The organism is Mycolicibacterium boenickei (assembly GCF_010731295.1).
Classification (GTDB): Bacteria; Actinomycetota; Actinomycetes; order Mycobacteriales; family Mycobacteriaceae; genus Mycobacterium; species Mycobacterium boenickei.
Window position 1 is genome coordinate 796,170 of the sequence record NZ_AP022579.1, and the last position, 21,905, is coordinate 818,074.

At 67.2% G+C, this 21,905-nt stretch carries 22 protein-coding genes; 7 read left to right on the top strand and 15 right to left on the bottom strand.

From position 1 onward, the window contains the following. The first annotated feature begins 8 nt into the window (after positions 1-8). Positions 9-734 (top strand): DUF5336 domain-containing protein, encoded by a 726-nt coding sequence (locus tag G6N57_RS03550; protein ID WP_133118401.1) that lies wholly within the window; start codon positions 9-11, stop codon positions 732-734. On the opposite strand, the gene G6N57_RS03555 is transcribed toward G6N57_RS03550, so the two are convergent. Beyond that, positions 664-1,824, bottom strand: a complete 1,161-nt coding sequence (locus G6N57_RS03555; RefSeq protein WP_097926510.1) for an acyltransferase family protein — start codon at positions 1,822-1,824, stop codon at positions 664-666. The genes G6N57_RS03550 and G6N57_RS03555 overlap by 71 nt on opposite strands. A 48-nt stretch (positions 1,825-1,872) precedes the next feature. On the opposite strand from G6N57_RS03555, the gene G6N57_RS03560 reads away from it, so the two are divergent. The 4 genes from G6N57_RS03560 to G6N57_RS03575 all read left to right on the top strand — a co-directional run bounded on the left by G6N57_RS03560 (position 1,873) and on the right by G6N57_RS03575 (position 6,193). Continuing rightward, positions 1,873-3,342 (top strand): glutamate-cysteine ligase family protein, encoded by a 1,470-nt coding sequence (locus G6N57_RS03560; protein WP_077741629.1) that lies wholly within the window; start codon positions 1,873-1,875, stop codon positions 3,340-3,342. An 18-nt stretch (positions 3,343-3,360) separates the two neighbouring features. Next, a complete protein-coding gene (locus tag G6N57_RS03565; RefSeq protein WP_077738606.1) occupies positions 3,361-4,044 on the top strand; it encodes a class I SAM-dependent methyltransferase in 684 nt (227 codons plus the stop codon). A gap of 116 nt (positions 4,045-4,160) precedes the next feature. After that, positions 4,161-5,180 carry a polyprenyl synthetase family protein gene (locus G6N57_RS03570; RefSeq protein WP_162563896.1) on the top strand — a complete coding sequence of 340 codons (1,020 nt, stop codon included), beginning with the start codon at positions 4,161-4,163 and terminating at the stop codon, positions 5,178-5,180. Further along, entirely contained in the window at positions 5,177-6,193 is a 1,017-nt protein-coding gene (locus tag G6N57_RS03575; RefSeq protein ID WP_162563895.1) for a LacI family DNA-binding transcriptional regulator, read from the top strand. Before G6N57_RS03570 ends, G6N57_RS03575 begins: the two co-directional genes overlap by 4 nt. Before the next feature lie 13 nt (positions 6,194-6,206). Here the strand turns inward: G6N57_RS03575 and G6N57_RS03580 are convergent, their stop codons facing one another. Further along, positions 6,207-7,736, bottom strand: a complete 1,530-nt coding sequence (locus G6N57_RS03580; RefSeq protein ID WP_077738603.1) for an APC family permease — start codon at positions 7,734-7,736, stop codon at positions 6,207-6,209. A gap of 164 nt (positions 7,737-7,900) precedes the next feature. Between G6N57_RS03580 and G6N57_RS03585 the strand changes: the two genes are divergently transcribed. Beyond that, positions 7,901-8,683: a nitrilase-related carbon-nitrogen hydrolase gene (locus tag G6N57_RS03585; protein WP_162563894.1), complete on the top strand. Its 783-nt coding sequence runs from the start codon at positions 7,901-7,903 to the stop codon at positions 8,681-8,683. 69 nt (positions 8,684-8,752) lie between these two features. Here G6N57_RS03585 and speB read toward each other — a convergent pair whose 3' ends face one another. The 13 genes from speB to G6N57_RS03650 all read right to left on the bottom strand — a co-directional run bounded on the left by speB (position 8,753) and on the right by G6N57_RS03650 (position 21,202). Next, positions 8,753-9,742 (bottom strand): agmatinase, encoded by a 990-nt coding sequence (gene speB / locus G6N57_RS03590; protein WP_077738601.1) that lies wholly within the window; start codon positions 9,740-9,742, stop codon positions 8,753-8,755. 213 nt (positions 9,743-9,955) lie between these two features. After that, positions 9,956-11,071 carry an ergothioneine biosynthesis PLP-dependent enzyme EgtE gene (egtE, locus tag G6N57_RS03595; RefSeq protein WP_097926509.1) on the bottom strand — a complete coding sequence of 372 codons (1,116 nt, stop codon included), beginning with the start codon at positions 11,069-11,071 and terminating at the stop codon, positions 9,956-9,958. After that, the gene (gene egtD, locus G6N57_RS03600; RefSeq protein WP_077738600.1) at positions 11,068-12,033 is read right to left on the bottom strand and encodes an L-histidine N(alpha)-methyltransferase; all 966 of its coding nucleotides are present in this window, start codon (positions 12,031-12,033) and stop codon (positions 11,068-11,070) included. Before egtD ends, egtE begins: the two co-directional genes overlap by 4 nt. Continuing rightward, complete coding sequence (gene egtC / locus G6N57_RS03605) at positions 12,030-12,722, bottom strand: ergothioneine biosynthesis protein EgtC (RefSeq protein ID WP_077738599.1); 693 nt, start codon at positions 12,720-12,722, stop codon at positions 12,030-12,032. Before egtC ends, egtD begins: the two co-directional genes overlap by 4 nt. Then, a complete protein-coding gene (egtB, locus tag G6N57_RS03610; RefSeq protein ID WP_077738598.1) occupies positions 12,722-13,996 on the bottom strand; it encodes an ergothioneine biosynthesis protein EgtB in 1,275 nt (424 codons plus the stop codon). The genes egtC and egtB overlap by 1 nt, the downstream gene beginning before the upstream one ends. Further along, on the bottom strand, positions 13,993-15,264 hold the full coding sequence (gene egtA / locus G6N57_RS03615; RefSeq protein ID WP_077738597.1) for an ergothioneine biosynthesis glutamate--cysteine ligase EgtA: 1,272 nt from the start codon (positions 15,262-15,264) through the stop codon (positions 13,993-13,995). Before egtA ends, egtB begins: the two co-directional genes overlap by 4 nt. Positions 15,265-15,340: 76 nt before the next feature. After that, positions 15,341-15,982: a sensor domain-containing protein gene (locus G6N57_RS03620; RefSeq protein ID WP_165777813.1), complete on the bottom strand. Its 642-nt coding sequence runs from the start codon at positions 15,980-15,982 to the stop codon at positions 15,341-15,343. Between the two features lie 17 nt (positions 15,983-15,999). After that, on the bottom strand, positions 16,000-16,527 hold the full coding sequence (locus G6N57_RS03625) for a hypothetical protein (RefSeq protein WP_077738595.1): 528 nt from the start codon (positions 16,525-16,527) through the stop codon (positions 16,000-16,002). 113 nt (positions 16,528-16,640) lie between these two features. Beyond that, entirely contained in the window at positions 16,641-17,078 is a 438-nt protein-coding gene (locus G6N57_RS03630; RefSeq protein WP_077738594.1) for a Fur family transcriptional regulator, read from the bottom strand. 50 nt (positions 17,079-17,128) lie between these two features. After that, positions 17,129-17,581: a hypothetical protein gene (locus G6N57_RS03635; RefSeq protein ID WP_162563893.1), complete on the bottom strand. Its 453-nt coding sequence runs from the start codon at positions 17,579-17,581 to the stop codon at positions 17,129-17,131. A 187-nt stretch (positions 17,582-17,768) separates the two neighbouring features. Continuing rightward, the gene (locus tag G6N57_RS03640; RefSeq protein ID WP_179968390.1) at positions 17,769-18,860 is read right to left on the bottom strand and encodes a DUF4185 domain-containing protein; all 1,092 of its coding nucleotides are present in this window, start codon (positions 18,858-18,860) and stop codon (positions 17,769-17,771) included. A gap of 40 nt (positions 18,861-18,900) precedes the next feature. Further along, on the bottom strand, positions 18,901-19,935 hold the full coding sequence (locus G6N57_RS03645; RefSeq protein ID WP_077738591.1) for an aspartate-semialdehyde dehydrogenase: 1,035 nt from the start codon (positions 19,933-19,935) through the stop codon (positions 18,901-18,903). A gap of 1 nt (position 19,936) precedes the next feature. Next, positions 19,937-21,202, bottom strand: a complete 1,266-nt coding sequence (locus G6N57_RS03650) for an aspartate kinase (RefSeq protein WP_077738590.1) — start codon at positions 21,200-21,202, stop codon at positions 19,937-19,939. Positions 21,203-21,289: 87 nt separating this feature from the next. Here G6N57_RS03650 and G6N57_RS03655 point away from each other — a divergent pair, with 87 nt between their 5' ends. Next, positions 21,290-21,889 carry a nitroreductase family protein gene (locus tag G6N57_RS03655; protein ID WP_077738589.1) on the top strand — a complete coding sequence of 200 codons (600 nt, stop codon included), beginning with the start codon at positions 21,290-21,292 and terminating at the stop codon, positions 21,887-21,889. Positions 21,890-21,905: the final 16 nt, after the last annotated feature.

Genomic DNA, 21,905 nt, shown 5'->3' on the forward strand with positions numbered 1-21,905 from the left:
GAGTGATCGTGGTCAATCCGCTTCACCGCAACCTGTCGATCGCGGTGGTGGTGCTGGGCCTGGCCGCCTACGGCGTGAGTTTCGGCCCGGCGGCCGACGGCGGCGGCACCGACTGGCATGTCAGGTTCGCCGTACTGGCCGGCCTTGCCGCGGCAATCGGCTTGCTGCCCAAGCAGACTGCCCGTCCGTGGCTGCCCGCTCTCTTGGCCGCCGCGGGTTTCCTCGACGCCTTGTCGAGTGCCCTGACTTCCGCGTCAGAGGCCTCGGGGTGGGTGCTGACCAGCATCGCGGTGCTCAACGGATTGCAGGCCGCGGCCGCGATCGCGGTGCTGTGGCTGGCACCGGAAGCGCCCGCCGCGACCTCCGCCGCCGGCGGATACGAGGCCTACCTCGACTACTACAACCAAGCCGTGCAGCAGTACTACCAGCAGGCCGCGGTGGCGCAACCGGATTCGGCGCAGCGCAGTGCCTACGGCCAGGCTCACGCCCAGGGCTACGGACATTCTCAAGCCCAGTCCCGGGCCACCCAACAGGCGCCCCAGTACGGCGACTACGCCGATCTGCTTTCACCCCAACAGGATTACGGCCGGGCCGGCACCGCGGCTCCGGCCCCGTCCGACGGCTTGGCGGCCCCGCCCGGACGCGCGGGCGCCGGCCCGGCCACTAACCGCGCGGCCGAGTCAGCCGATGCAGCAGCCACGCCGCAGGCACCGTGGCCACCAACGTCACGATGAACAGCACGGTGGCCGAACCGGTGTAGACGTTCCAGCCCAGCACGAACTCCATCACCAGGTCCATGGCGACCACGTGCAGCAGGAACACCTCGTAGGAGATCTCGCCGAGGGCCACCATCGGCCTGCTGCCCATCACCCTTGCATAGAGACCATCCCCACCCAGCGCCAACGGGGCCACCACCAGGGCCGCGATGACCGCATAGAACAGGGTTTTCGACAGGTCCTCGCTCAGGTTGAGGGCAGGAGCCGTGACGACGCCCGCGATCGGCGTCGAGACCACCAGGTAGCAGGCCAGGGCCAGCGGTAACGCCGCCAGCGCATAACAGCGCACGCCCATCGCACCGAGCACCGCCAGCACCATCCCACCGACGAACCAGACCAGGTAATGGGGCAACCAGGCGCCACCGCCCACCGGCATCCAGTCGGTGGTGTGCAGCAGCACCAGCCACACCGGGCTCACCGCGCCCAGGACGGCCAGCCCGGCCAGCAGCAAGACCGGACGAAAACGCCTGCGGCACAACACCACCAACAGCAGATAGGCCAGCAGCGGCAAGACCGCGTAGAACGCCACCTCCACCGCAAGGCTCCACATCTGGCTGAGTCCCTGATGCAGATATTCCGTGAAGTAGTTGTCGCTGTAGATCTGCGTGAGGGTCAGGTTGCGCAGCAGGCCGATCCAGGTGTGCCCGGGATTCGGTTCGACGGGCCGCAGTTCGTAGATGCCGTAGACGAGCAGGACGGTGACGACGTAGGCGGGCATGATGCGGCGGAACCGATTTCGGGCATACCGCAGGCTGCTCGGTGCGTCGGCCCCCGAGGCGGCCGCCCGCACCCAGGGACGGAACAGCAGTAAACCCGAGAGCACGAAGAAGATCGCCACCCCCACCTCAAGGCGGGCGCTCATCAGGCCCAGGTAGCCCTGGGAGAGCAGCCCGGTGCCGTACGCGGCGTGCGTTCCCATCACGGTCATCGCAGCCACCGCACGCACTCCGGTCAGCGCGGCGACCCGGTCGGCGTGCCCGATCTGCTCGAGCCCGCCCTGATCGTCCTCCACCGCCGTGCTCCTTGGTCGGCTCGCCTCCGTGGCCATTTGGCCATTCTGCTGCGCGCACCGCCATTCGCGTTGTTGCATCGCGGTGTGGGTGAAGAGGTCAAGAACACCGAGTTCAGCCGCGCGCACCGGCAGGAGTACCGGCGCAAGGTCCAGCTGTGCCTGGACGTCTTCGAAACCATGCTGGCGCAGTCGAGTTTCGAGTTCGAGCGTCCGCTCACCGGCATGGAGATCGAATGCAACCTCGTCGACAACGAATATCAGCCCGCGATGACCAACCAAGAGGTACTGGCATCCATCGCCGATCCCGCCTATCAGACCGAATTGGGCGCCTACAACATCGAATTCAACGTCCCCCCGCGCCCGCTGCAGGGCCGGGCCGCGCTGGACCTCGAGAACGAGGTGCGGCTCAGCCTCAATGCCGCCGAGATCAAGGCCAACGAGGACGGCGCACACATAGTGATGGTGGGGATCCTGCCGACGCTGATGCCCGAGCACCTCTCCGACGGCTGGATGAGCGAGTCGACGCGCTATCAGGCCCTCAACGATTCCATCTTCACCGCCCGCGGCGAGGACATGCCGATCGACATCTCCGGGCCGGAGCGGCTGAGCCTGCAGTCCGCGTCCATCGCGCCCGAGTCCGCGTGCACCAGCATGCAGCTGCATCTGCAGGTCTCCCCCGCCGATTTCGCCCGGAACTGGAACGCCGCCCAGGTGCTGGCAGGCCCGCAGCTCGCGATCGGGGCCAACTCGCCGTACTTCTTCGGTCATCAGCTGTGGGCCGAGACCCGCATCGAGCTGTTCGCGCAGTCCACCGATACCCGCCCCGACGAGCTCAAGGCCCAGGGCGTGCGACCGCGGGTCTGGTTCGGCGAGCGCTGGATCACCTCGATCTTCGACCTGTTCGAGGAGAACGTGCGGTACTTCCCGTCTTTGCTGCCGGAGCTGTCCGACGAGGATCCCGTCGCCGAACTCGCGGCGGGCAGGGCACCCCAGCTGGCCGAGCTGCGGCTGCACAACGGGACCATCTACCGCTGGAACCGCCCGGTTTACGACGTGGTCGACGGCGTTCCCCATCTGAGGGTGGAGAACCGCGTGCTCCCGGCCGGTCCGACCGTGGTGGACATGCTGGCCAATGCGGCGTTCTACTACGGGCTGCTGCGCACGCTGTCCGAAGAGGACCGGCCGCTGTGGACCAAGATGAGCTTCGCCGCGGCCCACCACAATTTCGTCGAGGGCGCCCAGCACGGTCTGGACGCCCGGCTGTACTGGCCCGGCCTGGGCGAGGTGACCCCCGATGAGCTGGTGCTGCGCAAGCTGCTCCCGATGGCGCACGACGGGCTGCGCCGCTGGGGCGTGGCCGGCGAAGTGTGCGACCGCTACCTCGGGGTGATCGAAGGCCGCGCGAAGACCGGAAAAACGGGTTCGACCTGGCAGGTGGCAACGGTGCAGAAACTGCAGTCACAGGGGATGACCAGGCCCAAAGCGCTGGCGGAAATGTTGCGGGAGTATGTCCAGCGGATGCACAGTAATGAGCCCGTCCATACCTGGGATTGAGGCGCGTACGTTGGAACCATGACATCTGAACAGGTCCTGGACTGGGATGGCGCATACAAGGGGGAAGCAGGTTTCGAGGGCCCGCCACCGTGGAATATCGGGGAGCCGCAGCCTGAACTCGCCGCGCTACACCGGGCCGGGAAGTTCGAGAGCGATGTGCTCGACGCGGGCTGCGGACATGCCGAGTTGTCGCTGGCGCTGGCGTCCGACGGCCTCACAGTTGTCGGGCTGGATCTGAGTCCGACGGCCATCGCCGCGGCCAACAACGCCGCACAGGTGCGCGGGTTGTCGACGGCGAGTTTCGCCCAGGCCGACATCACTTCGTTCACCGGTTATGACGGCCGGTTCAACACGGTGATCGATTCGACCCTGTTCCATTCACTGCCGGTCGAAGGTCGCGACGGCTACCTGAAATCCATCCACCGCGCCTCGGCACCGGGCGCGCACTACTACGTGCTGGTGTTCGCCAAGGGCGCGTTCCCGGCCGAGTTGGAGACCAAGCCCAACGAGGTCGACGAGGACGAGCTGCGGGCGGCGGTGTCGAAGTACTGGGAGGTCGACGAGATCCGGCCGGCGTTCATCCACGCGAATGCCGCTGGATTGCCGGTGGATGCGCCCGTCGAGTTGCCCAAGCACGACGTCGACGAGAAGGGCCGGATCAAGTTCCCGGCCTTCCTGCTGACCGCGCACAAGGCGGGCTGAGCTAGGCCGACGCGCCAGAACGGTGGTTGGCACCCCGGTGCCGAATCGATTTGGCACCCGTCACACGGGTCCGTATCCTGGTGGGACTCCTCGTACCCACCGGAGAAGGGACCCGAGTGACGACGCCGATCACGCTCGCAGGAGACACGGAACCGTTCTCCCCTGAGTCGATCGATGACCAGGTGTCCTCCGTGGCCGCCGGTCTCAGGGCTCGGATCTCCGAGCGCCTTGCGAATATCCCGCTCCCGGTTGAGGATCCATCGCCGGTCATCGACGCCCTCTGCGGTGGGAAGCACCTGCGCGCCCGCACCCTGTTACTCATCGCGCACTCGTTCGGCGGGCCTGATCCGCGGTTCGCCGCGGATGCCGCCGTCGCCCTGGAGCTGCTGCACACCGCCTCACTGGTCCACGACGACATCATCGACAGGTCTCAGTTTCGCCGGGGGCTGCCATCACTGCACTCCGCCGCGGACGAGGCCACCGCCATCCTCGTCGCAGATCTGCTCATCGCTGTCTCGTTCGAAACCGCGGCAGTCCTCGGAGAGCGCGCCGTCCTCCCCCTCGCCCGCGCCTTCGGGCAGCTCTGCAAGGGCCAGCTTCTCGAACCTGCGCTCGGATGGGGTGACGAGGCTCGACCCGAGATCGAGGACTACGCGACACTCAAGACCGGCGCCCTCTTCGGAGCGGCATTCGAACTGGGTGCCATGGCAGCTTCGTACGACCCGGCACTCCAGGATCGCTTCCGCGAGTCGGGCGAGCGGCTCGGCCTCGCATTTCAGCTCACCGACGATCTTCTCGACGTCAGGGACGACGCGCTGAACCTCGGCAAAGATCACGGAGCCGATCTCCGCAACGGAATTCCGACGCTGCCCCTGTGGAGCGCGTATCGGCGCCTCGTCGACCTGGGCGAAACGCGTTCCGCCTCAGACCCTTCGCTGCGAGAGGCTCTGGCCGACGAAGCAGGTTCGGATCGCACACTGCGCTACACGAAGAAGCGAATCGGCACTCTGGTCGAAGAATTCCGGACGTTGCTGCCCCCGGCGAAGCAACCCGGGGCACTCGACCTCACGGTGGACACGGTCCTGGCCAATCTTGACCAGTTCTCAAGCACCGATTGCGAGTCGGAAGCTCCGTGAAACCCCGCCGCATCACCATCAAGGACGTCGCCAATGAAGCCGGCGTCTCGATCGCCACGGCGTCAGAGTCGCTGAACGGCAAGGGACGCGTCGCCGCGGCCACTCGTCAGAACGTGATCGATGTCGCGAATCGCCTGGGGTACACGGCAAACCGGATCGCCAAGAGCCTGAATGCGGGCAGGACCGGCTCGCTCGTGCTGACCGTCTCCCCCATGGCCGTAAGGTCTTCGACCACGGACCTGCAGCCCGAATGGGACATCGAGTACTACTTCAGGGTCCTCAACGGGGCCAGCGCCGAAGCCTTCAAACGCGGGTTCCTCCTGTCCATGCTCCCGTCCCACCTGTCTTCGGAGGCGTTCCTCTCCGCAGCCGACGGCCTCATCGTCGTCGACCCGAGCGATGACGACGAACTGCTCACACAGGTCGCCCGCACCGGCTTGGCCTGCGCCACCATCGGTCGGAACTCTGGCGAGTTCAGCTGGGTGGACAACGACTTCTCCACCGGCACGACAACGGCTCTGGCCCATCTGAACACGGTCCGCAGTTCGCGAACCGCACTGTTCCTGAGCGAGACGAGTTCCTCCTACGTGCGCGACGAGCTGTCCGCGTATCTCGATTGGTGCTCGACCGTCTCGCTCGACCCGATCATCATTCGCTCTCCGGGCCCGCGGGTCGATGAGGCCGAGCCGGTGATCCGGGCCGCGCTCACCTCTCCCGATCGCCGTTTCGATGCGGTGCTGGCCACTCTCGACACTCTGGCATTCGCCACCGAGCGCAGCGCGCACATGCTGGGGCTGGCCGTGCCCGAAGACCTTCAGGTGGTCAGCCTCACGGACAGCCGCTACCTCGACTACGGCCTGCAGAAACCCATCACCGCACTCGATCTGCACCCCGTTCGACTGGGCGAGGTCGCAGTCGATCTGCTGGTCGCGGCGCTTGACGGGGAAACCAGCCGTCGCCGTGAACTCGTGAATGCGTCGCTGACCGTTCGAGAGTCGACGCTCGCCGACTGAGTCGACGAGCCGCTCACACCGTCTCCGGGCTGGCGCTGTAGTTCCGCAACGGCTCACGTCCTGACTCTGACTCCGGGTCGAGGTCGGTTTCTTCGTCGGCCGACTCGTCACGCTCGAAGATCACAATCGTCTGCCCCGTCGAGGCCGCGTGCAGTCTCCTCCGATGTACCCAGTTCTCCACCACCACACCGAGTAGTCCGACCGCCAGCGCCCCGATGATCGTCGACCAGTCACTGGCCCAGCCACCGCCGGTCTCCCGCGGCCACGCGACGTTCACGATCTGAAATGCCAGCCACGCGAGTGCAATCCACCCGATCAGACGTCCTGCACGCCCCAGGAAGAGGCCGGGCTCCTCGCGCCACTGGCCGCGAACGCGGGCGATGGCCAGTCCGAGGATCGGGAAGAGGAAGGAGATGAAGAATCCCACCGAGGAGAAGGAGATCAGCGCCATCTGGATGCCCTCGCTCTGGAACGGGATGAAGAGCAGCACCGCGATGATCGCCGTGACGACCACCGCCTTCCTCGGCAGCCCGGTCGCTCCGGAAAGACTCGTGAGGGTGTGGGCGAACGGCAGCTCCCCGTTCCGCGCCGTCGCCCAAACGATGCGAGAGACCGTGATCTGAATGGTCATCAGGCTCGCGGCGAAAGCGATGACGAAAAGGGCCAGGACGCCACGGAACACCGGCTCGGGAAGCGCGCCGGCCATGATGGCGACGGCCGGATCCGCGGCATTCTCGGGGTTTCGCAGGAAGTCGTCGCTCGGCACCGCGAGCGTGAACGCGAGCGTGCTGAACACCACGATCGCCATGATGGCGAAGAACGAGACCACCATCGCTCGGGGCACAGCCCGCTTCGGGCGCTTGACCTCCTCGGCGATCGAACTCGCGCTCTCGAAGCCGATCGCGAAGTAGCTCGAGAACGCGATGGCCATCACGAGTGGTGCCGAGAACAGCACCCCCTGGTGGTCGGGAAGCGCCGCCGGCGACAGGTACCCGAGGCTCTGGTGACGTTCGAACACGAGCAGCCAGATCGCAACCCCGACGGATCCCACCGCCTCGGCGGCGATCACGGCGACCATGAGGATCTTGATGAACACTCGACCGGCGAGATTCACCAGCGTGCTGAACGCGAGGATCGCTACTGCGAGCCACGTGACAAGCCCATGATCGACGCCCGAGAGACCGAAGATGGGCGGCATCAGCACCGCACCGGCATACGCGACAGCGGGAAGCGTGATCAGCAGCGTCCAGATGTAGGTCCACGAGGCGAACCAGCCGTAACGAGATCCCAGGAGCCGGCGAGACCACTGATAGATGCCGCCCGAATCCGCCCACTTCGAGGCAAGCACACCCAGCGTGAGCACCACGACGAATTGGCCGGCATAGAGAATCAGGCCGCCCCAGATGAACGCAGGCCCTGAGGTCGCCAGCCCTACACCCAGGACGCTGTAGACCGCCACGATCGGCGAAACGAATGCGAACGCGACAGACAGAGCGGAAAACGTGGTGAATTCTCTCTTCATCACCATCGGCGCCTCGGCCATGGGGCTCCCTTGATTCACAGGTGAAGGCATGTAACGGCGCTCACACTACGAGCGCCGAAACGTTTTGGCAACCCAAGTTAAAATGCTGGTGACAGTGTGATTGTTGATCGAAACGATTCATGCTCGACGGTCCCACCGACCCCTCAGACATACTGGAGAGCATCATGATGCCGCCGAACACACTGCGCCTCAACGTCATTCAGGAGGCTCCCCAGCCACGGGATCTCCAAGCCAACATCTCCCGGGTCGGAGAGAGCATTGCTGCGACGCGCGGTGCAGACCTGGTCGTCTTCCCCGAACTCTTCCTGTCCGGGTACCAGACCACCGCCCTCGACGAGATCGCTTTGCAGCTCGATGATGCGAGTATCACCGAGCTCGCGGACCTGTGCCGCTCCTCAGGAACAGCCCTGCTGACCGGATTCGTCGAACGTGCCCCTGGCGGGTTCTTCGATGCCTATCTGGCCATCGACCGAGACGGCGCCATCAAGAAATCCATTCGCAAAACACACCTTTTCGGAAGCGAACGCGAGGCATTTCTCAGCGGCGATGTGCTCGAACCGGTCACCCTCTGCGACACCAGGATTGGCGTCCTGAACTGCTTCGAGCTCGAGTTCCCGGAGGTATCCCGCACACTCGTGCTCCGCGGCGCCACCCTGCTGGTCGCAGGGTCGGCCAACATGCACCCTTACGAGCGCGACCATGTCATCGCCAGCAGTTCTCGCGCGCTGGAGAACCGCGTTCCGGTGGCATACGCGAACCGGGTCGGAAGCGAGTCGGGACACAGCTTCTGCGGATCGAGCCGGATCATCGACCGGGACGGCTCCGTGCTCGCATCACTCGACTGCGTTGAGACCGGCAGCCTGACGGCCGAGGTGGAAGTCGGATTGCGCAGCGACGGAGTGATCGACATGCTCGGTCAGCGTCGCCCCGAACTGTACGAGCCGTAGGAGCCGGCCGCACAAACACGGGTGCGGGCCCGGGCCAGCTCGCCCGAACCCGCACCCGCTCACGTGACCTCAGCCGACCCTTACCGGCGTGCGGGGCGACCCCGCGTGGAATGCCAGTGCCTCCAGTACGACACGCGCAGCGATCAGCTGGGTTCGGGTCGAATGGTCGTGCGCCGGAAGCGCCTCCGCGACATCGACGCCGATCAGCCCCGCCGGCGAGATTCCGCGGGTGATCTCCAGCGCCTCGCGCATGGTCATGCCACCCGGCGTCGGGGCGCAGGTCCCGGGCGCGTAGGCGGCGTCGAGCGAATCAACGTCGAACGTCAGGTAGAACCCTTCGTCGCCGATCCGCTCAAGAATCTGATCGACCACCCATGCAGCACCGTGCTCCCAGATCTCCTCCAGCCAGATGACCCTGATGCCGTGGTCGCGGCAGTACTTCAACTCGGTCTTCGGGTTCATCCATCCGCTGATGCCGACGAGCACGATCTTCGACGGGTCGTAGCCGTTGTCGACCGCGCGGGTGATGGTGCAGCAGTGGTTCAGCTCCTCGCCCCCGACGTTCGGCGCGGCGTCGAGGTGCGTGTCGAACTGCACCCATCCCGGGCTCGTACCCGGCCGCTTGGCCGCCTTGCCGACCGGAATGCTCACCGAATGGTCGCCACCGAACACCACGGGAATGGCTCCGCCTGCGACGATCTCGGCGATATCGGCCTCCACCCGCTCGAAGGTCTTCACGGTGTTGCCGAGAGCGACTTTGCAGTCGCCCCCGTCGGCGAGCGGAAGATGCGCGAACAGGTCGAAATCGTAGGTCGCCTGGAAGTTGGTGAACTGCACCGAAGTCTCGCGGATCGCGCGAGGACCGTAGTTCGCCCCGCTCCTACTGATCGTCGTCGCATCGAACGGGAATCCGTAGATCACCGCCTTGGTGCCGGACGCCCTGATCACGTCGCGGTCGAGTTCGATGCTCGGCACACCCATGAACGTTCCGCCGTGTCCTCCGTGCAGGAGCCCGCTCCACATCGTCTCGTCGAATGAGCCCGCGGTCACTTCAGTCATGGTTTCCTCACTTTTCTCTACGTCTGCCGAAACGATTCGGCACGACCGTAGCATTCGACTCATCCAACGTCTAGGGAGTACTCCAACCCTGGGCTAACCGTTCAATTCAGAACGGTGCGTCCTCCGGGTCCAGCGGAGGCGGTGGCGGCGGTTCCCGCCAAAGGTGAATCAGAAATCAACGGCGAGTGAATCTGCCCCGACCCGCGAGGACGGCTAAGACGCGTCCCGCAACACCCCGGCGAACTGCTCCAGATCCTCGGCAGTGCTGTCGACGTGCGGTGAAATCCGCAGCACCGGTTTGGCCATCTCGAACGGCGCCCGGGCCAATTCACATGCGGTGGTGACGATTCCACGCTCGGCGATCAACCAGGCCCGCACCGCAACCGGGTCGGCACCGTCGACGGGTTCGAGTGTGGTGATCGCGGTGGGCTCGTCGACGGCTTCCACGACGCGCCAGCCGGGTACCTCAGCCAGCACCTGCCGCGCCGTGCGGCCCACCTCGGCAAGCCGGCCGCGGACCGCTTCCGGACCGGCAGCGAGGTGTTCGCCGAGGGCAACCGAGTACCCGATGCGGGTCGCGGCATTGTGCTCACCGTGTTCGAAGCTCTGCAGCACCGTCACCGGCACATCCCACTCGGCCGGCGGCATCCGTCGCCGTAGCCGCGCAACGAGTTCTGGCCGCACCGCCAGGAACCCGACGCCACGCGGTCCGGCGAGCCATTTGCGTGACGATGAGTAGATGGCATCGGCACCGACGTTGCAGTCCAGATGCCCGAACGCCTGTGCGCCGTCGACCACGATCGGCACACCCGCAGCGCGGCACACCGCAACCATCTCGGCCAACGGCTGGGCCACGCCACGGTGGCTGGCCAGTGCCGTGAAGTGCACCAAAGCTGGTGGATCAGACGCGAACTGGCGGGCCACGTCGTCGACCACGACCCGGCCATCGCCATCGACGGGCAGGGCCCGCACCTGAAAATCGTTGGCAGCCATGACCGCGAGGTTCGGACCGAATTCCCCGGGCAGGCAGGCCAGCGTGCGCTCCCCCGCCCAGCTGCCGAGCAGCAGATCCAGGGAATGATTGGAACCCGACGTGTAGACCACGTCGGCGGCGTCGAGCCCGGTCAGTGCCGCGACGGCAGCCCGGCCCGCCGCGAGTACCGGCGCTGCCGCCTCCGCGGCCACGTAGCCGCCGACCTCGGCCTCATGCCGGGCATGGGCAGCGACGGCGTCGATGACGGCGAGGCTCTGCCGCGAGCAGGCGCCGCTGTCGAGGTGCAGCCCGGCGACCTTGGGGCGGGCGTCGGCCCACTGCTGGGCGAGGCTCATTTCACCGCCAGCGACAGGCCGAAGTCACCGGCTTCATCGGTCCACCAATGTGTCTGTTGCAAGCCGGCTTTCGCCAGCTCATCGGCCACGCCGTCGGGGCGGAACTTGCAGGACACCTCGGTCAGCATCTCCTCACCGGCGTCGAATGCGACGTCGAGATCCAGCGCGGCGATCCGGACCTGCTGCGGCGAGTCCGCGCGCAGCCACATCTCGATCCGCTCCTCGTCGGCATTCCACTTCGCCACATGCTCGAAAGCGTCGAGATCGAAATCAGCGTCGAGCTCGCGGTTCACCACTGAGAGCACGTTGCGGTTGAACGCCGCAGTCACCCCCGCACTGTCGTCATACGCGCGAACCAACCGGCCCGCGTCCTTCACCAGGTCGGTGCCCAACAGCACGCTGTCGCCGGGTTGCAGGGTCTCGGCCAGGGACGCCAGGAAATCCGCTCGCGGACCGGGTGTGAGGTTGCCGATCGTCGACCCGAGGAACGCCACCAGGCGGCGCCCCACCGCCGGGATCTTGCCAAGGTGTTCCTCGAAATCACCACATACCGCATCGATTTCGATACCCGGATATTCCTGGCCGATCGCGTCGCCGGCAGCACGCAGCACACCGGCGTCGACGTCGAACGGGATGAACCGGCGCAACTGCTCGCCGTCGCGCATGGCGTCGAGCAACATGCGGGTCTTCTCCGAGGTACCGCTACCCAACTCGACGAGGGTGTCGGCACCCGCAGCTGCGGTGATCTCCGGCGACCGATCCCGCAGGATCTGCGCCTCGGTGCGCGTCGGGTAGTACTCGGGCAGCCGAGTGATCTGATCGAACAGGTCGCTGCCCACCGAGTCATAGAACCACTTGGGCGGCAGCATCTTCGGTGACCGGGTCAGCCCCTCGCGCACATCGCGCCGCAGCGCGGTGGCAGCCGAGTCGGCCGCCAGATAATTGGACAAGGTGAGCGTCATACCGAACCTTTCAGCGGGGTGAGCTCGACATCAGAGCCGGCCACGGTGACCAGGTGCCGGTCCGGGATGTCGGCCCAGCCGGGATCGTCGTCGTAGGGTTCGCTGGCGAGCACGACGCCGTCCGGCAGTCGGAGCATCGACAAGGTGTCGCCCCAGGTGGTGGCCACCATGCGAGCACCATCGGCGGCCAGGATGTTCAACCGGGCATTCGGGTCCAGCGCGCCGACTTCGACGATCGTCTGCCCCAACGCATCCAGACCCCGCCGGAAGATCAGTGCGGCCAGCACAGCGCTGTCGACGACCGACTCGGCCGACCCGGTCAACGGCAGCACCGCACGGTCCACGACCCCGTTATGGGACAGCAGCCACTGCCCGTCGGTGAACGGTGCCGAGGCCGAGGGTTCGATGGGCATACCGATGGTCGCCGACCGCACTGCCGCGACGACGCACCCACTGCTCAACGCCGGCGCCACCGAGGCGAACGAGGCGTCACCCCACAGCGGCTTGTCGCTGCGCCACCGACGGGGCACGCCGCCGTCGAAAAACCCTGCGCCCCAACCATCGGCGTTCATCAATCCGTGCTTTTGTCGCCGCGGCGCATAGGACTGCACCAGCAGACCCTGCGGCGGGTCCAGCACCAGCGAGGCCACTGATCGCGGGGCGCCGAGCCACCCGATATGCCGGCACATCAGGCGTCCCAGGCCAGACGCACACCGGAGAAGATCTGCCGCCGGATCGGGTGATCCCAGTTTCGGAAGCTCGGCCGCAGGATGTCGGCGGACACGGCCCACGAGCCGCCGCGCAGGATCCGGTAGTCACCGTCGAAGAACGGCTCGGTGTAGCGGTCGTACACCATCGGGGTGAAGCCGGGCCAGGGCCGCAGCGGGGACGTGGTCCATTCCCAGACATCACCCAACATCTGCTCGACGCCGTAGGCCGACGCGCCGGCCGGATATGCCCCGACCGGGGCGGGACGGCGCGCATCGCCGCCGAGGTTGGCCAGCGCCTCGGTGGGTTCGGAAGTGCCCCACGGGAATCGGCGCCGGCTTCCGGCCACCGGATCCCACGCGCAGGCTTTCTCCCATTCGATTTCGGTAGGCAGCCGGGCCCCGGCCCAGGCGGCGTAGGCCTCGGCTTCGAAGAACGTGACGTGCTGCACCGGCTCGTCGGCCGGAATCGTCTCGATGTGACCGAACCGGGTGCGGGTGCCGTCCGGCCCCCAGAACTGAGGCGCGGTCAGCCCTGTCTCCTGCCGGTGGGCCCAACCACGCTCCGACCACCAGCGGGACTGCTGATAGCCGCCATCGTCGATGAACTCGCGCCATTCTCCGTTGGTGACCGGCACCCGGCCGATATAGAAGGAGGCCACTTCGACGGAGTGCGCCGGACGTTCGTTGTCGAGTGAATGCGGTTCGGTGAGTTCGTCCACCCCGAGCACGAACGAGCCACCCGGGATCAGCACCGAGGTGCCTGCCACGCCCGGACGACCGGCAGGCAACGCCCTTCCGGCGTCGAACAGGGGCGGCGCGGTCCGCAGGCTCAGCGCCTGCAGCATGGTCTCGTCGTGTTGGTTCTCGTGACTGATCACCAATCCGAAGTTGAACCCGGAGTCATCGGCGTCAAGGGAATCGAGAGCATCGAGCGCGCGGGATCGCACCGTCGCGCAGTAGGTACGCGCGTCGGTGGGCGGAAGCAGCGGAAGGTCGACGCGGCTGGCGCGTGAGTGAACGAAGGCGTCGTAGAGCCGGTCGACCTCGGGAGCGAGCATGCCAGGGCGGTCGGGGTTGCCGCCCCGCAGCAGCCACAGCTCCTCCTGCTGGCCGATATGAGCGAGATCCCAGACCAGCGGACTCATCAACGGGCTGTATTGGCGGTGCAACTCGGCATCGTCGAAATCGACCAGGCCCAAGGTTCGTTCCCGCGCCCGGGTGAGCTGCTGCGCCAGCATCTCGCGTGTGGTCAAAGCTCGCCCTTCACCAGTTGGCTCATCGCTGAAGCGATTCCAAGGCTCACCACCTGGTCGGCGAAATCGTCGGCCGGGCAGCGTCCCTCCTGGACCGAACGCGTCAACCGCTCCATCGATTCCGTCAGGTCGGCAGGGGCTCGCTCCGCGGCAGCCGCCACGCACACGATGGCCGCGTCCTGCAGCCGTCGGTCGGTGAGCCCGATTCGGGCGGCCCGGTCCCATGCGGTGGCGACCGGTGCGGTCGCCTCGGTGGCGAGCGCGGCGGCGTCGGGATCATCGAGGAGCGTGGTCAGCATGAACACCACCGCAGGCCACAGGGCGTCCGGCACGCTGTCGAGATAACGGATCTCCAACCAGCGCCGCGGCCGCACCGGAGGGAACAGCGTGGTGAGGTGGTACTCGAGGTCGGCATCGGTGGGACGACGGCCGCCGAGCACCGCGCGTCCGTCGGCCCAGTCGGCGAAGGGCACCCAGTTGGTCACGGGGACCGCCTCCGGACTGTTGACGAGCATCACCGGCGCCCGCAGCGCGTAGCGCGCCCAGTCACTGGCCGGATCATCGCCGTCGGCGCCCAGAACCGGGCCGCAGCGCGCGGAATCCAGCTGGCCCCACACCCGCTGCCGCGAGGACTTCCAGCCGGTGAACCGCCCGCCGAGCATCGGCGAATTCGCCGTGATGGCAATCATCGTCGGGCCCAGCGCGTGCGCCAGCCGTACCCGCCGCGCCCAATCGTCCCGCGGCCCGGCGTCGAGGTTGACCTGAACCGAGGCGGTGGACGTCATCATCGCCGCGCCGGGACCGGCTGTCCCGCTGGCCGCGAAGAACTGTTCCATGGCCTGATACCGCGGACCCGGGTTGATGCGCTGGGTGGGCCGCACCGGATCGGCGCCCAGCAGCACGAGGCCCAGACCGCGGTGTTCGAACTCCGCGCGCAGCACGGCCCGATCGGCCATCAGGGCAGTGATGGCCGCTGACGGTCCGTCGGTCGGCGGGCCGGAGAGCTCGACCGCGCCCCCGGGTTCGACGGTGATCCGGCTGCCGCCGGGCAGCGTGGGCACCGAGGCGATGACTTCTGAGATTTCCTCCCAGCCCGGACGCCGCAGCGGATCCTCGAGGTCGAAACAGTGCGCCTCGATCTCCAGGCCCACCGGACCGACCGGCCCGTCATCCAGGCAGCGGGCTTCGATGTACGCCGCGGCATGCTCGGCGCTGATGAACTCGACGGGAGCTAGGCGGGCCGCATCAGCCCTGACGGGTACTGCCATGGCAACCACCCCTCCCGGTCCTCACCGGATCAAACGGCTCGGTTCTGTTCCATCATCCAGATAGGACCGACAAGTTCTACTGACCCAACGTGTTCTGCATGGCACCCGCCAGGACGTTGACAGCTGGACCCGCGTTGCCGGACTGGCACACCTTGGCTTGCAGCAGCACGTTTTCCCGCTTGCGGGTGGTGTTGAAACACCGGCGGTCCGTGCCGGCCTCCTGCTTCACCCAATCCGCGTCGGTGGCGCTCGCCGGGCCGCCCGTGAACGTCCACACCTGCGTCACGAAGTTGTCCAGGTGCATCGCGGTGGTCTGGCCCGAGCAGCCGTTGGTGCGGTCCACCACGCGGTGGAAGGCACGGTCGGCAGCCTCCGGCGTCGCGAACACCCCGATCGCCTGCTTGACGTAATGGGCCTGGTCGTCACCGGAGGTCTGGGTGGTGGCGCCGTTGAACGAGGCCAGGTCCGGATCGTTGAACACCTCGGGCAGGCCGATGTCAGCCCAGTTGTTGCAGACCGGGTTCTCCACCGAGAAACCCTGGAAAGGCGCGGTGAACTCGGACTCCCACGTCATCGGAGCGCCGATGATGTTGCCCACCGAACCTTTGGGCATGACGGCATAGGACACGACACCGGGATCTGAGGGGCGCGCACCCGCAGGTGCAGCCAATGCCAGTGCGAGACCGGCCAGCCCGAAACCGACAGTCAGGGCACGCATGACCTCGATCATGCCAGCTAGTGAACCGTCCGCGTGCAATAGGTTCGCGCAGGCGACGGGTACGGCCAGGCGTAGTGCCCTGTTTCGGCAGGGCAGGCCGACCCGTCCCGGACATCCAGCCGTTGGGTCACCTGAACCGTCACGCCCGGGCCGCGTTCGGTGCGCACGGCGCAGTCGGCGAGTTCGACCATGCCCGCGGGCATGCCGAGCTCGTAGCAGTGACTGGCGACCAGATTGGGGACCAGGCACAGCCGCGCCGTCGACGGATCGGCGAGCTGGGCGGGCAGATGCTGGTACTCGGCGCTCGGGCAGGTCCCGGTGTCATCGGCGATGGCGCCGACGGTATAGCTCGGGTCGACGTCGCAGGACACCTTGCCGGCCCGAGTCACTTCGGGGGCAGCAGGTGTGGTGGCCGGGACGCTGACGCAATCGCCGACCGCGAAGACCATCGCCGCGCTGCGCCCGGGTTCGGCGGCCGTGCCGCAGCCGGCGGCCAGCACCGGCACTGCGAGCAGTGCGGCAACCAGCAGCCGATTGCGGGTCATGGTTAGCGAGAATCTCACGATTCGCCGGACCCCACCCGATGCTTGGGCGAAAAGCAAGGAGCCCCGGCCACCAAGGGGAAGTGGCCGGGGCGTCCATTGGGCTGCAGAGTGGTCTAGTTGGGGGCTGCCGCCTGGCAATCCGCGCAGATTCCCCAGAACACGACCTCGGCTTCGTCAACCGCGAAACCGGCCAGGTCAGAGGGTTCCAGGCACGGGGTCTCCCCGACTGCACAGTCGACGTCGGCAACCGCACCGCACACCCGGCAGACCAGGTGATGGTGGTTGTCGCCGGCGCGGGTCTCATAGCGTGCCGAAGAACCGGCGGGTTCGATACGACGGACCAGACCGGCCGTCACACAGGCCCGCAGGACGTCGTAGACCGCCTGGGTCGACACCGAGCCGAGGCTCTCGCGAGCCAGGCCGGCCACATCGTCCGCAGTCGAATGCGGATGGTCGGCCAGCGCCTGGAGAACCGCGACCCGCGGTGCCGTCACGCGCAGCCCAGCAGCCCGCAACAGGGCCTTGGGGTCGTGTTCATGCACCGTGGTCACGGCTCCAGTATGCGCGCTCTTTGGAGTCAGTCCAAAAGAGCGGGCTGTGATTATGGTCGCGCAGGCGGTGCCGGTGTCGTCGGAGTCTCAGGCCGCTCCGGGCCGTTTCCCGGGCCAGGTCCCCAACCCGGACCACCCGGACCGAACGAGCCCGGCCCACCCGGACCCCACGGCGGCATCATGCCGTGCCGCGGGCCCATCTGCCCCGGCCCGCCATCCGGTCCACCACGGTGGAACATCATCATGCCGCCGCGATCATGGCCGCCGCGGTGGTGATGGCCATCGCCACCGGAATGCGCGCCGAGGAAGAACCCAGTGCCGAAGACCACCGCGACGATGAAGACGGTGCCGGCCGCGATGCCGACCCAGGCCAGCGCCTGCATGAGGCGGCTCGGCTTGTTCTCGGCGGGCGGAGCGGCCACGGGGGCGGCAGGGGCGGGGGCGGCCACAGGCTCGGGGGTAGCGACGGGCTCCGTCGCAGGATCGGGGGGTGTTTCAGTCATGACACGAGCATGCGAGCGCTGGTGAGGTGCTGATCAAGAATTGGCTATGAATCAGCTGTGAAAGGCCCGGACGACGCTCCCTCGGCGCCGTTTTCCACACCACGGTTGCTCGCACGCACGAGCCACAGCCCTGCGGTGGAAAGCGGCGCCGGACGGGACGGGAAAACGGCGCGCAGACGAATCGGGGCTACTGCTCCCACGGCTTGAACGGGTTCACCGCGTACTGGATCACCCGGTACGGGGTGCCGCCGCGGGCCATGGTGTTCCACTGGCTGATGAAGACCCGGACCTGATCCAGCGTCGAGCCCGGGGAGATGTAGCCGCCGTAGGGCTGGGCCAACTGGTTCACCTCCGGCGGCGGCAACGCGTCGACCGGGTCCGGCCACTCGCTCGCGAACACCACCGTGGTCACCGGCGCCGAGCCCAGACCGGTGGGGTCGTAGGCGACCCGCACCTCCATGTTCCCGTTGGTGGCGTTGAAGTACGACAGCACGGGCTTGCCGTCGATCTGCCGGATGCTCATCTCCCCCACCCGGTCGGCGAACAGGGCGGTCGGCGGCTTGCCCCAGCCACCCGATGCCGACCAGCCCTGCCAGGTGGCCCGGTCGGTGAAGGTCTTCGGGCTGGCCCGGTACAGAAACGGCGGACTGCTGCGATCGAAATTGTTGGCCAGGATGTAGACCCACCCGCTCGGTGAATCCGGAGCCGGGACCGGGTCGTAATAACCCGTGATCTGCGACTGGGCGCCGCCCTGGTATTTGGCATCGCGCACCGACCCGGGCACTGTCGGCCAATTCGGCCGGGCCGCATCGGCTTTCACCAACCGGGAGCTCTGCGGCCGGAGATCCTTGGTGGTGGTCACCATCATGTAGTTCTCGCGGTTGATGGAGATGACACCGGCCGGCAGCTGGGATGCACCGGCAGGCGTCGGGTCGGCCAGCAGGGGCTTGTCCACTCCGGTCACGCCCCGGTAGCGCACACCGCCCGCGTCCTCGATGGAGTCGGCGTCGACATGGAGCGCCACCGGCGAGTGCCAGCCACCGAAGCCCACCGCCTGCCCCGCGAAACTGTCACCGCACACCTGGAGTACCCGGCTGGGAAACTCCATGAACTCGCACAGGTCGGTGGCGCCGATGCCGTAATCGCGGGTGGGCGTGCCGGTTCCGGCACTCGGCCCGATGCGCAATACCTGGCCGGGAGCCAGCGGAGGTACGGTCGGATCGCCGAAGCCCGGGGTGGCCTGGGCGACCGGGGCATGCCACACCGCCGCAGCAAGCATCGCGACAACGGCGAACCTGCGGGCCGGGCTCACCCGCGAATCAGAGCTCGGCGGCCAGCAGTTCAGCGATTTGAATCGTGTTCAGCGCAGCACCTTTTCGCAGGTTGTCACCGGACACGAACAGGGCAAGGCCACGACCCTCGGACACGCCGGGGTCCTGGCGGATCCGGCCGACCAATGACTCGTCGACGCCGGCGGCGGCCAGCGGAGTCGGCACGTCGACCAGCTTCACACCCGGGGCGTCGGCCAGCAGTTCCTTGGCCCGCTCGACCGAAAGAGGCTGGGCGAACTCGGCATTGATCGACAGCGAGTGCCCGGTGAAGACCGGAACGCGCACGCAGGTGCCGCTCACCAGGAGTTCGGGGATGCCGAGGATCTTGCGGCTCTCGTTGCGCAGCTTCTGGTCCTCGTCGGTCTCACCGGAGCCGTCATCAACGAGTGCCCCAGCGAGCGGAATAACGTTGAACGCAATGGGCGCAACGTATTTCACCGGCTCCGGGTACGTCAGCGCGGAGCCGTCGTGCACCAGCTGTTCGGCACCGTCGACCACCGCGCGCGTCTGCGACGCGAGCTCCTCGACACCGGCCAGGCCACTGCCCGACACGGCCTGGTAGCTCGACACGATCAGGCGGGTCAGCCCGGCTTCCTCGTGCAGCGGCCGCAGCACCGGCATGGCGGCCATGGTGGTGCAGTTCGGGTTGGCGATGATGCCCTTGGGCCGCTGACCCGCATCGCGCTTGAAGTTGACCTCGCTGACCACCAGCGGGACCTCGGGGTCCTTGCGCCAGGCCGACGAGTTGTCGACGACGACGGCGCCGGCCGCGGCGAAGCGCGGGGCCTGCACACGCGACATCGTCGCACCGGCGGAGAACAACGCGATGTCCAGACCGGACGGATCGGCCGTCTCGCTGTTCTCGACCTCGATCTCCTGGCCGCGGTACGTCAGCTTCTTGCCCTCGGACCGGGCCGAGGCGAAGAACCGGACCGAGCTGGCCGGGAAGTTCCGCTGCTCCAGCAGGGTGCGCATGACCTGGCCGACCTGGCCGGTCGCGCCGACTACACCAATGTTGACCATCTCAGCGCCCCGTTCCGCCGTAGACCACGGCCTCGTCGTCGCCGCCGAGGTCGAAGGCCTCGTGCAGCGCGCGGACGGCGGTGTCCAGCTCGGTGTCCTTGACCAGGACCGAGATCCGGATCTCCGACGTGGAGATCAGGTCGATGTTGACGCCCGCCTCGGCCAGCGCCTCGCAGAACTTCGCCGTGACGCCGGGATGGCTGCGCATGCCCGCGCCGACCAGCGAGACCTTGCCGATGTGATCGTCGTACAGCACCTGGCTGAACCCGATCTCGTCCTTGAGCCCGGTGAGCTTCTCCACGGCCGTCGGGCCGTTGTCCATCGGGCAGGTGAAGGTGATGTCGGTCTTGCCGTCCTCGACCTTCGAGATGTTCTGCAGCACCATGTCGATGTTCACGTCGGCGTCGGCGACCGCGCGGAACACCTGGGCTGCGTAGCCGGGTACATCGGGCAGGCCGACGACGGTGACCTTGGCCTCCCCGCGGTCGTGGGCTACTCCGGTCAGCAGGGCGTCTTCCATGGGGATGTCCTCGATCGATCCTTTGACGATGGTGCCGGGCTTGTCCGTGTACGACGAACGCACGTGAATCGGCACGTTGTAGCGGCGGGCGTATTCGACGCAGCGCAGCATCAGCACCTTGGCGCCGCACGCGGCCATCTCGAGCATCTCCTCGAAGGAGACGGTGTCGAGGTGGCGGGCGTTGGGCACGATGCGCGGGTCGGCGGTGAAGATGCCGTCGACGTCGGTGTAGATCTCGCAGACGTCGGCCTTCAGCGCGGCGGCCAATGCGACGGCGGTGGTGTCCGAGCCGCCGCGGCCCATGGTGGTGACGTCCTTGCTGTCCTGGCTGACGCCCTGGAAACCGGCGACCAGCACGATGACGCCCTCGTCCAGCGCATCGCGCAGGCGACCGGGGGTGACGTCGATAATCTTGGCGTTGCCGTGGGTGCCGGTGGTGACGATGCCGGCCTGCGACCCGGTGAACGAGCGGGCCTGCGCGCCGAGCGACTCGATGGCCATCGCGACCAGGGCGTTGGAGATGCGCTCACCGGCGGTCAGCAGCATGTCCATCTCGCGCGCCGGCGGGGCCGGGGAGACCTGGCGGGCCAGGTCAAGCAGGTCGTCGGTGGTATCGCCCATCGCCGAGACCACCACGACGACGTCGTTGCCGGCCTTCTTCGTCTCGACGATGCGCTCGGCCACGCGACGGATCCGATCGGCATCCGATACCGAGGATCCGCCGTACTTCTGTACGACGAGCGCCACTATCTAACCCTTCAGAACGCTGGAATGAGTCGAACCAAGGATAAGGGAGACGCGCACGGGATTTTCCCCGCCGGTAGCTTGGCTGGCGTGCCTGACACGCCGAACGGCCGGCTGGCCAGCACCAGCGTGCCGATCCATCCCGATCTCGCGGCCCGCTGGAGTCCCCGGGCGTTCGACCCCGATGCCGTCATTACCGCTGACCAACTCACCGCGCTGCTGGAGGCCGCGCGGTGGGCCGCCAGCTGGGGCCACCGCCAACCGGTGCGGTTCATCGTCGGTGTGAGAGGCGACGAGACATTCACCACACTCGCCGGCCTGCTCAAACGCGGCAACAGCTACGCCCATGCGGCCTCGGCGCTGATCCTGGTGTGCGCCGACGAAGGCGAGGACGAGCGGACCGCCTTGTACGCAGCCGTCGACGCTGGAGCCGCGATCGCGCAGATGACAGTCGAGGCGGTGTCCCGTGGACTGATCGCCCATCCGATGGCCGGCTTCGACGTCGACGGTGCCCGGTCGGCGTTCGGTATCCCGACCGGCGTGCGGCCGCTGGCCGTCATCGCCGTGGGGATGCTCGGGGACTACTCCGAAATGGGTGAGGAAATTGCCGAGCGTGACGGTCGGCCCCGGGAACGGTTGCCATTGGAGCAGATTGCTTTTGGTGGGCGCTGGGGAATTCCGCTCGTCTGACAAATTCAGACGAAAA

What these genes read in the sequence shown, in the direction of transcription:
- egtA (WP_077738597.1), bottom strand. Translation starts at nt 15,264, where the DNA reads ATGGCAGTACCCGTCAGGGCTGATGCGGCCCGCCTAGCTCCCGTCGAG.
- G6N57_RS03625 (WP_077738595.1), bottom strand. Translation starts at nt 16,527, where the DNA reads ATGACCCGCAATCGGCTGCTGGTTGCCGCACTGCTCGCAGTGCCGGTG.
- G6N57_RS03585 (WP_162563894.1), top strand. Translation starts at nt 7,901, where the DNA reads ATGATGCCGCCGAACACACTGCGCCTCAACGTCATTCAGGAGGCTCCC.
- G6N57_RS03555 (WP_097926510.1), bottom strand. Translation starts at nt 1,824, where the DNA reads ATGGCCACGGAGGCGAGCCGACCAAGGAGCACGGCGGTGGAGGACGAT.
- egtC (WP_077738599.1), bottom strand. Translation starts at nt 12,722, where the DNA reads ATGTGCCGGCATATCGGGTGGCTCGGCGCCCCGCGATCAGTGGCCTCG.
- G6N57_RS03620 (WP_165777813.1), bottom strand. Translation starts at nt 15,982, where the DNA reads ATGCGTGCCCTGACTGTCGGTTTCGGGCTGGCCGGTCTCGCACTGGCA.
- G6N57_RS03565 (WP_077738606.1), top strand. Translation starts at nt 3,361, where the DNA reads ATGACATCTGAACAGGTCCTGGACTGGGATGGCGCATACAAGGGGGAA.
- G6N57_RS03580 (WP_077738603.1), bottom strand. Translation starts at nt 7,736, where the DNA reads ATGGCCGAGGCGCCGATGGTGATGAAGAGAGAATTCACCACGTTTTCC.
- egtD (WP_077738600.1), bottom strand. Translation starts at nt 12,033, where the DNA reads ATGACGCTCACCTTGTCCAATTATCTGGCGGCCGACTCGGCTGCCACC.
- G6N57_RS03635 (WP_162563893.1), bottom strand. Translation starts at nt 17,581, where the DNA reads ATGACTGAAACACCCCCCGATCCTGCGACGGAGCCCGTCGCTACCCCC.
- G6N57_RS03645 (WP_077738591.1), bottom strand. Translation starts at nt 19,935, where the DNA reads ATGGTCAACATTGGTGTAGTCGGCGCGACCGGCCAGGTCGGCCAGGTC.
- speB (WP_077738601.1), bottom strand. Translation starts at nt 9,742, where the DNA reads ATGACTGAAGTGACCGCGGGCTCATTCGACGAGACGATGTGGAGCGGG.
- G6N57_RS03640 (WP_179968390.1), bottom strand. Translation starts at nt 18,860, where the DNA reads ATGCTTGCTGCGGCGGTGTGGCATGCCCCGGTCGCCCAGGCCACCCCG.
- egtE (WP_097926509.1), bottom strand. Translation starts at nt 11,071, where the DNA reads ATGAGCCTCGCCCAGCAGTGGGCCGACGCCCGCCCCAAGGTCGCCGGG.